10 protein-coding genes are annotated in these 12985 nt (G+C 51.5%); 5 read left to right on the top strand and 5 right to left on the bottom strand.

Annotated elements, in window-relative coordinates; genetic code table 11:
- Positions 1–18: 18 nt before the first annotated feature.
- The 4 genes from IMCC3135_RS22520 to tnpB all read right to left on the bottom strand — a co-directional run bounded on the left by IMCC3135_RS22520 (position 19) and on the right by tnpB (position 3519).
- A complete protein-coding gene (locus tag IMCC3135_RS22520; RefSeq protein ID WP_088919635.1) occupies positions 19–981 on the bottom strand; it encodes a transposase family protein in 963 nt (320 codons plus the stop codon).
- A 292-nt stretch (positions 982–1273) separates the two neighbouring features.
- Positions 1274–2632 (bottom strand): IS66 family transposase, encoded by a 1359-nt coding sequence (gene tnpC / locus IMCC3135_RS22515; RefSeq protein WP_236994640.1) that lies wholly within the window; start codon positions 2630–2632, stop codon positions 1274–1276.
- Complete coding sequence (locus IMCC3135_RS34280) at positions 2593–3030, bottom strand: hypothetical protein (protein WP_157736203.1); 438 nt, start codon at positions 3028–3030, stop codon at positions 2593–2595. Before IMCC3135_RS34280 ends, tnpC begins: the two co-directional genes overlap by 40 nt.
- A gap of 159 nt (positions 3031–3189) precedes the next feature.
- The gene (tnpB, locus tag IMCC3135_RS22510) at positions 3190–3519 is read right to left on the bottom strand and encodes an IS66 family insertion sequence element accessory protein TnpB (RefSeq protein WP_088919634.1); all 330 of its coding nucleotides are present in this window, start codon (positions 3517–3519) and stop codon (positions 3190–3192) included.
- A gap of 378 nt (positions 3520–3897) precedes the next feature.
- On the opposite strand from tnpB, the gene IMCC3135_RS22505 reads away from it, so the two are divergent.
- The 4 genes from IMCC3135_RS22505 to rimO all read left to right on the top strand — a co-directional run bounded on the left by IMCC3135_RS22505 (position 3898) and on the right by rimO (position 11877).
- Entirely contained in the window at positions 3898–4938 is a 1041-nt protein-coding gene (locus tag IMCC3135_RS22505) for an IS110 family RNA-guided transposase (protein WP_088919633.1), read from the top strand.
- A 570-nt stretch (positions 4939–5508) separates the two neighbouring features.
- Positions 5509–9423 carry a right-handed parallel beta-helix repeat-containing protein gene (locus tag IMCC3135_RS22500; RefSeq protein ID WP_169727511.1) on the top strand — a complete coding sequence of 1305 codons (3915 nt, stop codon included), beginning with the start codon at positions 5509–5511 and terminating at the stop codon, positions 9421–9423.
- A gap of 183 nt (positions 9424–9606) precedes the next feature.
- Positions 9607–10461 carry a methylenetetrahydrofolate reductase gene (locus IMCC3135_RS22495; protein ID WP_157736202.1) on the top strand — a complete coding sequence of 285 codons (855 nt, stop codon included), beginning with the start codon at positions 9607–9609 and terminating at the stop codon, positions 10459–10461.
- Positions 10462–10548: 87 nt separating this feature from the next.
- The gene (rimO, locus tag IMCC3135_RS22490) at positions 10549–11877 is read left to right on the top strand and encodes a 30S ribosomal protein S12 methylthiotransferase RimO (protein WP_088919630.1); all 1329 of its coding nucleotides are present in this window, start codon (positions 10549–10551) and stop codon (positions 11875–11877) included.
- Positions 11878–11956: 79 nt separating this feature from the next.
- On the opposite strand, the gene IMCC3135_RS22485 is transcribed toward rimO, so the two are convergent.
- Positions 11957–12238 (bottom strand): hypothetical protein, encoded by a 282-nt coding sequence (locus tag IMCC3135_RS22485; RefSeq protein ID WP_088919629.1) that lies wholly within the window; start codon positions 12236–12238, stop codon positions 11957–11959.
- Positions 12239–12497: 259 nt separating this feature from the next.
- Here IMCC3135_RS22485 and IMCC3135_RS22480 point away from each other — a divergent pair, with 259 nt between their 5' ends.
- Positions 12498–12884 carry an H-NS histone family protein gene (locus IMCC3135_RS22480; RefSeq protein ID WP_088919628.1) on the top strand — a complete coding sequence of 129 codons (387 nt, stop codon included), beginning with the start codon at positions 12498–12500 and terminating at the stop codon, positions 12882–12884.
- Positions 12885–12985: the final 101 nt, after the last annotated feature.

The raw sequence follows: 12985 nt of genomic DNA, 5'->3' as shown, positions 1-12985 counted from the left end.
TGCCCATGAGAATATATGCTACTTGCCATCGTTGCCCTCCTTATCCCTCTTGTCCACCTCCCAATACTCGACGTAATTGACCATCAGATCGGGGTGAGAGTCATTTAAAGACAGCCGGTTAGTAAATCGATAACCGTGACAGCTGCCGTTAGCAGCAACTTCGCTGTTCCACTCCCCCAGTGTCTTATCGCACTGTCGTCGTAGCACTTGCTCAAACAGTTTCTGGTTGCCATCTGGTTTTACACCGAGTATGAAGTCCATTCCGAGCTTTCCTAACAGCTCGACATGTGGCCCGTTTGATGCCAGAGCATCCTCGACGACGAGAAACTTTCTGTGTGGGAATGCGCTGTCCAGGTACGCCAACAGTCTTTTCGAAGCATTACGCTCACAGTCGTTCTTGTTATCTCCGTCGCGTTTGGTGATTGGCTCGACTGCCAGTGGCAGCACTGTCTTCAGTTCGGGATGCACCATCACCGCAGCCAGAACCTGATGGTAGAACTCCTTGGTGCCGTTCGAGCGGTTCTTCACGCAACAGTGTGGGCAGGAGACCTTGTTAGAGGCAAATTGTCCGGTACCGTCAATAGCCAGTAAATAATATTTACCCAACACAATGAAATCCTCAAGCACCTTGCCACGCTGAAGCTCGTGATGTAGGGCTTCGAAACACGGACGCAGAGCCTCGGGTTTCACCCGGTCGAGAATTTCGCGCATCTGTGTATCGCCGGGTACCTCGTCGAGTCCGAACAGGCTCTTCAGATTATGTATCAGCCGCGGATCAGCATGGGCTTCGGTATCAAAACGCAGCATCGAAGGATACTTCAGATTGAACATGGCGAAAGCTGCCATCAGAGCGTCAGGCATTGAATGACGCACACTCTTTGCGCGGCGTTTGTCCTGTACCTGCGAGAAGGTGTCGCGCAGCTTCTGGATCAAACCCGGAGCGGAGAGCGTCTGTCGAAATCGTGCGGCGGGAGCAGCCATGAGTAACAGGTACAAAAGTCGGTGGGCTTGCCTGTTAAAGGTAGCGTACGAAGAGCTACTTTGCTGCACAACATCAACTTACTGATTCTAGGCGACTTCTTGTACTGGCCGGGAACTGCTGCCCATACGCCAATGGCACTCGGTTAGATCCAAGACTCTGATCTAAAGTGAGTTTACGGCCAGCCTGCGTGACAGGACGGTGCAAAGATGCTTCACTGACAATCAGCGATAGTGGGAAGTCATCAGGCAGGCAGCTTCAGCCACACTGGTGACTATTTTCCTGAGACGTGACTCAAACGCTTTGGGTGTAGTTCCACGGCAACCAGGCCCCCGGATTCGCTCTTACCGCTACTCGGTTGCATTGAATAGCGGTGAGGTATTCGAAGGCATTGACTCCATTTTCCTGGCAGATGGCGATCATCGACGTCAGCATGTCGCCCACCCAGGCACCGGCCTGTGTTCTGAAGTACCCGGCATTCTTCCGGTTACGCACCACCAATTTGATCAGGCGCTCGATCTCATTATTGTCGATCGGAATTCCAGGATAATGGCAGTACTGGGTCAATTTATCGTAGTGATTGAGCAAGTAGCTCATTGCCGCTCCCAGACTGCTGTTGGGTTCTATATGGTGCAGACTCTCAGGCACGGTGCTATCCAGTGGTGGCAAGACGGCGTCTTGGGTCTTTTCACTCAAGGCATACTCAAACCAGCCCTGCAGTGTTTGCATCACCGGCAGAGAATGGGTGTGATGGTATTGCTGACGCTGCTCGTCACTGTGCTGTTCGTTGCGACAATGCGCGTCATTGACCCATATCTGGCGATACAGCTCCAGTATGGCGTCCATGCCACTGGGGAAGTGCGAGCGGACCTCTACAAAATTCCTTCTTGAGTGAACATTGCATTTGGCGTCCAGCACCTCCACAACGCTGACCCGGTTGCTGCTCAGTGCATCGCTAATAACGGTCGGTGGCGGCAATGAGCTATCGCGTGGGCCAAGCACCTCATCGGCCCATTCGCCGGCATGACCGATACTGGTTTGATACAACACCAAGCGTCGTTTACAGCCCATCCCTGTCTCATCAACATCATCATACACGGCCAGCATCGCCGAGCTATATACCCCGGTACGCCACTGTAGTTTGTCTGTGCCACGCTTGGGCTTGTACATTCCATTCTGATCGCTGATGCGGTTGGTGGTGTCGTCGATGTAGAACACTTGCGCGTTGGCAGCCAGTTTCAACACCTCGCGCCATACCGGCTGTAGATCGTTGGCCGCATATTCACATTGATCAAAGATGGTGGAGGCGCTGAGCTTGATGCCATAGAGACTCTGCACGCTTTGTTGACGATAGTAGGGCTCTCCAGCCAGGCACTTGCTAATGGCCATGACCGAGCGGGCCGAGTTGCCGTAGAGCTGCCCCGGCTCTCCATCAGCCAACACCTCAGCAGGCAGATCGGCGCTGAATACCGCTCCACAGGCACTACATCTCAACCTGTCACGGATGTGACGTTTGGCGCTGTAGGGGGCCTGGCCGGTGACACGTACCATCACCGCTGGCTCATACTTATAGACCTTGCCTCGTGGGCAGTCCGGGCATTGATCGCCCTTGCTCATCGAGTCGAATGAGTGACGTACATTTTCTGGTTCCACCGGTGGGGCTGGTGGGGGTTTAGGAGGGCGTTTTGGCTTGGGCCGGGCCGGGGCGGACTTGGAGTACCGTTGTCCTCTTCGGCTGCACCCTTGTCATCGGCGCCTGGCTTGTCCTTGTCCTTGGCATTGCCACCTTTCAAGTTCTTCAGCTTCTCAGAGGCATTGATCAGGCCCAGAAGCTTTCGCAGCTTGCGCAGTGTCAGATCATCACGGCTAAGCTGATCTTGCATCGTGGCCAGTGTCCCCAAGGCGCTGATCAGCAAGCGGTAGTCATCCGGATTGAGCGCCAGATTGAACGTGATGGCATCCTCGATGCGCTGGATCAGTGCGCCCAGTTCAGCCTCGCTAATATCGATGAATCGACGTCCATCACAGGCTTTGGCGCGGGTCCTACTCACTGGGCAGTCATGATTATCAAAGGAGGCTGGAATACTGGCTGAGGTGTGCATTAATCGTATGTTTCCCGCTGAGCCGATGCAAGCGGTTTTTGAACGGATACCGGCTGCGCCTTGAACGAGCTCGTCGCGGGCGTCATGTGCATGGTCTGCGCCACCTCGTCAGCCTTGTTGTCGTGTTGCGAAGCTCCACATTGGATAATGTTGAGTCAACTGGCGTGCACTGACGCATGACAATGCCCCAGCGCTACGTGGCCAATGTTGAAAAGTGCCGCGGCTCAACCGCTTCGTCATTAACCAATATCCGTTACCGTCATAGCTCAAAGCACGAATCATGGTGTGTGCCCGGTTGATGAATACGACAATCGCTCCACTACTCGGATCGTGCTCCAGCACCTGCCGGCAACGGGCGCTCAGGCCATCGATGCCAGAGCGAAAATCGGCAGGAGCAATAGCCAGAAGGATACGGGACTCGTGAGTCAGGCGAATCATCGGACGGCTCCTGGCACAGCACCAAGCGACAAGTGTGTCAGGAGCTGTTCGGCGCAAGCACGACCTCTGGCAACAAGGCGTGTCCCATCGGGCAAGTCAACGACCAGGTCACTCACTGTTGTCAGACTATTTCAACCTCTTGATATATTTAGCATTGTTGTACTGGCCGGGAAGTGCTGAGGTTTTCGCATAAGCATCCCGTCGGCGATATGGCAAGAACGCCTGCTTCCAGGGTCCTCAGGTAGTTTAGCAACCTGAAAAATTCTGCATTGCTGGTAACCAATGGGATGGACTCCTCCTCGCCTTAACATTTCGGCGCTGAGGCGGCAGAATAGCAAGCTCAGGTCCGCTATTCGTTAACTACACGAGGAGATCCCTATGAAGATTACTCTGACCGGCGTTGATATTGCTAAATCCGTTTTTCACCTCCATGCGGTTGACCGGCATGGTCAGTGCCAGTGGCAGAAGAAACTTAAACGCCGTGAATGGGTGGATGAGTTGTGTGAGCAGGTGCCAGAGGGCACAACCGTGGTGATGGAAGCTTGCGCAGCATCGGCTCACCATTGGGGGCGTGAATTACAACGACGTGGCTATCATGTTCAGCTCATCGCGGCTCAGTTCGTCAAACCTTATGTGAAGAGTAATAAAAATGACCGGGTGGACGCGGAAGCTATTTGCGAGGCGGCCGTTCGACCCTCCATGCGATTTGTCGCCGTAAAATCAATCAAACAACAAGATGCTCAGGCGACCCACCGTATCCGCTCCGAATTGGTCAAACAACGAACTGCGTTAGCAAACCAGATTCGTGGTCTGGTCGGCGAATATGGCGTGATTGCACCTGTAGGAATTGCCCAGCTTCGTCGAGCGCTACCGTGTTGGCTCGAAGACGCAGAGAACGCACTGAGTTTCCAGTTCCGAATTGAACTTGCTGAGCTTCATGAGGATCTTGTTCGACTGGACGAGGACGAGCGTGTCGACGTCTTGGATAAACGCATTGCGCAGCAGGCAAAAGAAAATCCTGTTGCCAAACGATTACTCAAGCTTCGAGGTGTTGGGCCACTGACCGCCACAGCCTTGGCTGGTGCGCTTGGCGATGGGGGCGCGTTCAGCAAGGGGCGCGATTTTGCAGCATCGTTGGGATTAACACCGCGCCAACACAGTACGGGAGGCAAGGATCGACTACTGGGAATCAGTAAACGAGGTGATTCGTACCTGAGGAAGCTACTTGTGCACGGCGCACGCGCAGTGATTAGATTTGCTAAGAATCGTGACGATAGCTTGAGTCGCTGGGTCAATGACTTGACAGCGCGTAAACACGTAAACGTTGCAACGGTTGCGCTTGCAAACAAGACGGCACGCATGGCCTGGGCTATCGTCCACGGTGGTACTGAGTATGACCCTGCACTGGCAGCAGGCTAAAAAAGCCACACTAGTAGTTCAAAGCATATAAAGAAGAAAACCCTATCACAACGATTGCAAAGCAAAGCGCTTGATGGCGTACAGGTCGAACCGGTGTTGGTGAAATCCTCGTGAACGAAGAGCTTAAAAGCTCGTGTAAGCGTTTGGAAGCCGACGCGCGAATAGCCCATCAGGGTCCGATGCCTACGAGAACGGCATCAACAATGAGACCGGATATACGTAGGCAGTCGTACTTTGACGCCGAAAAGCGAGATGCTTGCAAAAGAGGAGGAGTCCATATACGTTCACTGCTGATTCGATGAAGTATCGCCTGAATATTCAAATGCTAGACTTTTGAATAGGTGCTAATTGAAATTGTTAAGTTGCCTAACAATAATATAAGTGATAATAATATCGGTATTCATTCAAAGAACATTCTGTAGCCTGTGGCATTGATAATCGGGCTGTGACTGTACTTGCCAAAATTATATTCAGAGAAAACAGGTGATTGCTATGCTGATTATTCGCGCAGTGTCGATCTTTTTGAAATTACTCGTGGTAGCTAGTGTCTTGCTGACCCTAAACACTGCAGTGGCCCAAAGCGAAAATACGATCACCACTTCAGGGGCACTTACCAGTGATGAACAATGGTCCGGCACGGTGGTGTTGACAGGAAGCGTTTCCGTGGATCCGCCGTGGCAGCTGGATATCGCCCCTGGCACGATTGTGCAAGTGCCACCAAATGAATCGTTAAGCATCAACAGTCAGGCAAATATCATCGGTAGTGAAGATTTGCCGATTGTATTTGAAGGTTCAGGAAATGCCCCATGGAGCGGCTTGCAATTTGGCAGCTCTAGCAGTAGTAGTTTCATCAGTCACGCCGTCTTTAGTGGTGCGAGCACTTGCATAGCCATTAGTGGCGGTGTGCAGGTAATCCAGGATAGTCTGCTCAATGGCTGTATTGACTACGGGATCTATATTGGTGGCGGGGCGCCGGAGATAGCCAACAATCGCATCGTGGATAACCCGGGTACCGGTATCCAACTGGATGCGACAGGCGCCTCTATCACCTACAATACCATCGATGCCAACGGTGGCTATGGTTTGCGTTTTAACGGAGGTTTGAGTGATTCAACGATTATTGAGAACAATATCATCAGCCGAAATGCACTGACAGGTTGGTACTTCGGAGCCAAAGTGTCGAGCGGTTATAACAACGTGTGGGGAAACACAGAGGACTATCAAAGTCCAGGCACGATCCCCGAAAGCCATCTGTCAAGCGATCCGCTGTATCTGGATTTATCAACAGGTAATCGACGTCTGCAAGCTGATTCTGCATCTAAAACAGCCAGCAGTGAAGGTGGCGAGATTGGCGCTTACGGTGACGGTGGCACATCGCCAGATTACAGGCCAGAGTTTACAAACGAGGCCACCACTTCGGGTGCGTTGACGAGAAATGAGCGTTGGTCCGGTACGGTGACGTTGACGGGAAGTGTCAGCGTGGACTGGCCCTGGCAGCTGGAGATCGCGCCCGGCACGGTGGTACAAGTGCCAGCCAGTGAATCGTTGCTTATCAATGCCCGCTTGAACAGTATAGGCAGTGCAGATTCACCGATTGTTTTCGAAGGCGCGGGTGGTGGTCTCTGGAGCGGCTTGCAATTTGGCAGCTCTAGCAGTAGTAGTTTCATCAGTCACGCCGTCTTTAGTGGTGCGAGCACTTGCATAGCCATTAGTGGCGGTGTGCAGGTAATCCAGGATAGTCTGCTCAATGGCTGTATTGACTACGGGATCTATATTGGTGGCGGGGCGCCGGAGATAGCCAACAATCGCATCGTGGATAACCCGGGTACCGGTATCCAACTGGATGCGACAGGCGCCTCTATCACCTACAATACCATCGATGCCAACGGTGGCTATGGTTTGCGTTTTAACGGAGGTTTGAGTGATTCAACGATTGTTGAGAACAATATCATCAGCCGAAATGCACTGACAGGTTGGTACTTCGGAGCCAAAGTGTCGAGCGGTTATAACAACGTGTGGGGAAACACAGAGGACTATCAAAGTCCAGGCACGATCCCCGAAAGCCATCTGTCCAGCGATCCGCTGTATCTGGATTTGTCAACAGGTAATCGACGTCTGCAAGCTGATTCTGCATCTAAAACAGCCAGCAGTGAAGGTGGCGAGATTGGCGCTTACGGTGACGGTGGCACATCGCCAGATTACAGGCCAGAGTTTACAAACGAGGCCACCACTTCGGGTGCGTTGACGAGAAATGAGCATTGGTCCGGTACGGTGACGTTGACGGGAAGTGTCAGCGTGGACTGGCCCTGGCAGCTGGAGATCGCGCCCGGCACGGTGGTACAAGTGCCAGCCAGTGAATCGTTGCTTATCAATGCCCGCTTGAACAGTATAGGCAGTGCAGATTCACCGATTGTTTTCGAAGGCGCGGGTGGTGGTCTCTGGAGCGGCTTGCAATTTGGCAGCTCGAGCGGTAGTAGTTTCATCAGTCACGCCGTCTTTAGTGGTGCGAGCACTTGCATAGCCATTAGTGGCGGTGTGCAGGTAATCCAGGATAGTCTGCTCAATGGCTGTATTGACTACGGGATCAATATTGGTGGCGGGGCGCCGGAGATAGCCAACAATCGCATCGTGGATAACCCGGGTACCGGTATCCAACTGGATGCGACAGGCGCCTCTATCACCTACAATACCATCGATACCAACGGTGGCTATGGTTTGCGTTTTAACGGAGGTTTGAGTGATTCAACGATTGTTGAGAACAATATCATCAGCCGAAATGCACTGACAGGTTGGTACTTCGGAGCCAAAGTGTCGAGCGGTTATAACAACGTGTGGGGAAACACAGAGGACTATCAAAGTCCAGGCACGATCCCCGAAAGCCATCTGTCCAGCGATCCGCTGTATCTGGATTTATCAACAGGTAATCGACGTCTGCAAGCTGATTCTGCATCTAAAACAGCCAGCAGTGAAGGTGGCGAGATTGGCGCTTACGGTGACGGTGGCACATCGTCAGATTACAGGCCAGAGTTTACAAACGAGGCCACCACTTCGGGTGCGTTGACGAGAAATGAGCATTGGTCCGGTACGGTGACGTTGACGGGAAGTGTCAGCGTGGACTGGCCCTGGCAGCTGGAGATAGCGCCCGGTACCGTGGTGCAGGTGCCAGCCAATGAATCGTTGCTTGTCAATAGTCGCTTGAGCAGCGTAGGCAGTGCAGACTCACCGATTGTTTTCGAAGGTGCGGGCGGAGCTCTCTGGAGCGGCTTGCAATTTGGCAGCTCAAGCGGTGGTAGTTTCATCAGTCACGCCGTCTTTAGTGGTGCGAATACGTGCATAGCCATTAGTGGCGGCAAGCAGGTAATCCAGGATAGTCTGCTCAATGGCTGTATTGACTACGGGGTCTATATTGGTGGCGGGGCGCCGGAGATAGCCAACAATCGTATCGTGGATAACCCGGGTACCGGTATCCAACTGGATGCGACAGGCGCCTCTATCACCTACAATACCATCGATGCCAACGGTGGCTATGGTTTGCGTTTTAACGGAGGTTTGAGTGATTCAACGATTGTTGAGAACAATATCATCAGCCGAAATGCACTGACAGGTTGGTACTTCGGAGCCAAAGTGTCGAGCGGTTATAACAACGTGTGGAGAAACGCAGAGGACTATCAAAGTCCAGGCACGATCCCCGAAAGCCATCTGTCAAGCGATCCGGTATATGTGGATCTATCAACAGGTAATCGACGTATAGCCTGTGGATCACCGTCGAAAACCGCTGGTAGCAAGGGTGGAGAGATTGGGGCCTATGGCAATGGGCGTGATGTTGGCGATGCCGCTGTTATTTGTGATCCGATTATTCCGCTCACGCTTAGAGATAACGTGTGGGAACTCATCGTGGTACCTGGAGAAACCGGCGCTTACAGCATCCAAGACCTTTTTGAAGATGCCCTACCGATGGATACGTTCGACAGCACATGGACCGTTTATACCTTTGACAACGATGTGCAAGACTACCGAACGCCTGATCTGGACTACATACCTTCGACAGGGGAGGGTATGTGGATTATTCAGATAGTGGCTGATACGGTAGAGATTGAATTACCCTCGTTTGTGCCTGCAGCTCTCCCGGATGGAAATGTAGCGTGTGCCAGTAGCGTGGGGTGCATAGACAAGCGTCTGCCAACCAGCGATCAGATAGTTACCTGGGCAATGGTAGGGTCGCCTTCTCGTTACAACGTACCGTTTTCCGACTTTCGCATCGTGTCAGATATCGATGGCAGTGTTTGTATAGATGGTTGCACCGTGGCTGATGCTGTCAACGATCAGTTGACCACGGGGTTTGTATGGGCGTACGTCTCTGAAAACGCAGACTATACCGATTTGGCACCAACTGATTCAGTGTCGCCATGGCAGGGGGTATGGTTCAACACATTGCCTGCCGCTAATGCCGGCAACATGGACTTGTTGCTTCCCCTTGGAAACTGATTAGGAGTTGAGGCCTTGCCGGTAGTCAGGTTCCATCGCATTAGTGATTAACAGGGCCGTGAATCTTCATCCCGCTGGCTCTTGGCAGACCTTTGCGCAAGAAAAAACTCATTACTGCTTGTGCTGCTCAGGTTTTTGATGCAATATTCCGATATATAAACATATGCTTATATGTCGAAATCTATGTCTCAGCTCTCTCTGTCTTACGAATTCTTCCCGCCTCGCAGTGAGGCTCAGCAGCGCCGTTTCTGGTGTACGCTGGGTTGCCTGCAGACGCTGAATCCTGCTTATATATCAATGACATGGGGAGCTTTAGGGTCAACCTCAGCGGCAAGTCTTGAGATTCTGGAGCACCTGGTCAAGGATGCAACAGTACCTGTCACTGCCCATCTCAGCTGCTCTGGACAGACAGAAGCGCAGATGAAACCCATGATCGAGAAGCTGGAAGCCTTGGGTATTACGCGCTTTCTTGCACTTCGCGGTGATGTGCCGGCTGAGGCCAGTGGACATGATGCGACTCTGTCGCATGCCTCACATCTAGTCTCTTTGCTGGCTCAAGACCCGAGGCGTGACATCAGTGTGGCGGCCTACCCGGAAGTTCATCCTGAATCCGCGTCTGCAGAGTCGGATATGAAGTGGCTGAAACATAAGCTGGATGCGGGTGCCAAGCGGGCGATTACCCAGTTTTTCTTTGAAGCTGATACTTTTTTGCGTTTTCGCGATAAAGCGGTAGCCACGGGCATTACCCAAACACTGGTGCCGGGCATTCTTCCGATTCATGATATTCAGAAAGTGGCCGATTTCAGCAGTCGTTGTGGTGCAACAGTCCCTGATCATCTGATTGAACGATTTGGACGCGCAACGACAGAAGAATCACGCTATAGCGCTGCTGTGGAGCAATGTGTGAACCTTTGCCAGCGATTACGTCAAGAAGGTGTGAATGAATTTCACCTATATACTTTGAATCAATCAACATTATCGAGTGCTGTCAGCACCGAGTTGATGGGTAAATCGGTAGAGTCGATTGTCGCTGCGTAAGTAAATCGGAAAAAACAAGTGGTATTGCACTCCAAAATTTGGTAAGCACCGTATAATGCGCTGCTTCCCTTCAGCTGTTCCCTTGCTATGTCCACAAATCCGAAGGTCGGCTTCGTCAGTCTAGGTTGCCCCAAGGCACTGGTTGACTCCGAACGCATTCTTACCCAACTGCGCACCGATGGCTACGATGTCGTGCCTGACTATCAGTCGGCTGATCTTGTTGTTGTTAATACCTGTGGTTTTATTGATAGTGCCGTGGCTGAGTCCATGGAAGCCATCGGCGAGGCTCTGGATGAAAATGGGCGCGTTATCGTCACCGGTTGTTTGGGTGTCAAAGCTGAAGATATTCAGGCTAAATACCCCAAAGTGCTCGCAGTGACCGGACCTCAGGCTTACGAGGAAGTGGTTGGGGCTGTTCACCAGCATCTTCCGCACAGCTACACGCACGATCCATTTATCGATCTGGTGCCACCCCAAGGCATCAAGCTTACGCCCCGGCATTACGCTTATTTGAAGATATCCGAAGGCTGCAACCATCGCTGTAGTTTCTGCATTATCCCGTCCATGCGAGGGGATCTGGTCAGTCGTGATATCGGTGATGTGATGGCCGAGGCCGAGCGTTTGAAAGCAGCAGGCGTCCGAGAGCTGCTGATTATCTCGCAGGACACCAGTGCTTATGGTGTGGATATCCGGTATCGCACGGCATTCTGGAATGGTCGTCCCATCAAGACACGCATGAAGGAGCTGTGCGAAGCTTTGGGTGAGTTGGGGATCTGGGTACGATTGCATTATGTTTATCCTTACCCGCATGTCGATAACATCATTCCCCTGATGGCGGAAGGCAAAATTCTGCCTTACCTGGATATACCCTTCCAGCATGCCAGCCCTAAAATACTGAAAAGCATGAAGCGCCCGGCGGCGTCTGAAAACAATCTGACACGTATTAAAGCGTGGCGAGAAATCTGCCCAGAGCTCACCATCAGAAGCACCTTTATTGCAGGCTTCCCCGGTGAGACTGATGATGATTTCGAGCAGTTGCTTGATTTTCTTGATGAAGCTCAACTCGACCGGGTGGGTTGCTTTGCTTATTCTCCCGTGGATGGCGCCAAGGCCAATCAGCTGGAAAACCAGGTGCCTGAAGAATTGAAACAGGAGCGCCTGCAGCGTTTTATGGAAAAACAGGCCGCTATCAGTGCGCAGCGTTTACAGTCCAAGGTCGGCACTCGACAGATCGTTCTGTTGGACTCAGTGGGCGAACAGCAGGCCATTGCTCGTAGTTACAGTGATGCTCCCGAGATAGATGGTGTTGTGCATATTGCCGTTGACGATTATGAAATTGAAGCCGGTGACTTTATAGAAGTGGATATTGTCAGTGCGGATGAGCATGATCTGTTCGGAAAAATTGTCGGCGAATAAACAGTCAGTCCAGAACAACCCGGTGCGTAATGTAACCTGATAGATTGCACCGGGTTGTTCAGTCAGTCGATGCTTTTAATTAGTTACCAAAACTGATAATGAAAACGCACAAGGATAGTGCGTGATCGATAATGACGTGGTTGGATGTCCGGGTTGCCTTGAAAGTCTCTATATACAAGGCTAAAAAGCTTGTCAGAATAAGCAGATCGCTTACCGTCAGGATCAATGTACGGGTAGATGGTAGCGTTAACTCCATCAGTATGACGTTGAGCAGGGAAGACTCATCGGTGCCAGACCACATGATCAGATTTGCAGCTAAAACGATGTACAAGAATAAAGGTACCGATAGAATCAGACGCATGAGCGGGTGGGGGCTTTTGTTAAGTTCTGCGAGTTATAGAGGCTGCAGTATTTTTGACTCGATAAATATACAGCTGTGAAACGCCCATGCGATTTTTCTAGCTGCGTTGCAAGTCGCATTATTATTGAATAATATGATTGCAAATTAGTTAAAACGTATTGAAATTCAGCCGTTTTATCTATAATGTAAAACGTGCTAGTCCAAGTTTTGCGCACTAGCCTATTTGAATTGTTTCAACCTGGATTTACCCTTAAAAATTATGTCAGAAAATTACTCAACAATGAGTCTCGATAAACTGAAGCGAGAAAAGGCCAAGATCGAAAAGGCCATTACAGCCATGGAGGCGAAAGAAAAGAAAGCAGCAATGGCCAAGGTTGTGGCAATTGCCAAAGAGTCAGGCTTTGATCTGGCTGAGCTTGTCGGAAATACAACGAGAGCTGTCAAAAAAGCAATTTCTGCTCCTGCAGAAAAAGCCGCTCCTGCTGCCCGCAAGAAGAAAAAAGTAGCTGCCAAGCGCGGCAAGGTAGCTCCTAAATATCGCAACCCTGAAGATTCAGACATGACCTGGACTGGGCGGGGAAAGCAACCGATCTGGGTCAGGGACTATCTGGCCGCTGGTGGAACATTGGAATCCATCACTATCTAGTACTGACTTGTCGCTCTGTTAGTGGTCTGGCAGAGCGACAGTTATTCCAATTTGTCCACCTGCCAGTACTCGATATAGTTGACCGATCAGATCGGGATGCG

Source organism: Granulosicoccus antarcticus IMCC3135, assembly GCF_002215215.1.
GTDB classification, from domain to species: domain Bacteria; phylum Pseudomonadota; class Gammaproteobacteria; order Granulosicoccales; family Granulosicoccaceae; genus Granulosicoccus; species Granulosicoccus antarcticus.
This window is presented reverse-complemented; position numbering and strand designations above follow the sequence as displayed.

Bases quoted from the DNA above. Each gene is read 5' to 3' on its own strand.
- IMCC3135_RS22520 (WP_088919635.1), bottom strand. From the start codon at position 981: ATGGCTGCTCCCGCCGCACGATTTCGACAGACGCTCTCCGCTCCGGGT.
- tnpB (WP_088919634.1), bottom strand. From the start codon at position 3,519: ATGATTCGCCTGACTCACGAGTCCCGTATCCTTCTGGCTATTGCTCCT.
- IMCC3135_RS22505 (WP_088919633.1), top strand. From the start codon at position 3,898: ATGAAGATTACTCTGACCGGCGTTGATATTGCTAAATCCGTTTTTCAC.
- IMCC3135_RS22495 (WP_157736202.1), top strand. From the start codon at position 9,607: ATGTCTCAGCTCTCTCTGTCTTACGAATTCTTCCCGCCTCGCAGTGAG.
- rimO (WP_088919630.1), top strand. From the start codon at position 10,549: ATGTCCACAAATCCGAAGGTCGGCTTCGTCAGTCTAGGTTGCCCCAAG.
- IMCC3135_RS22485 (WP_088919629.1), bottom strand. From the start codon at position 12,238: ATGCGTCTGATTCTATCGGTACCTTTATTCTTGTACATCGTTTTAGCT.
- IMCC3135_RS22480 (WP_088919628.1), top strand. From the start codon at position 12,498: ATGTCAGAAAATTACTCAACAATGAGTCTCGATAAACTGAAGCGAGAA.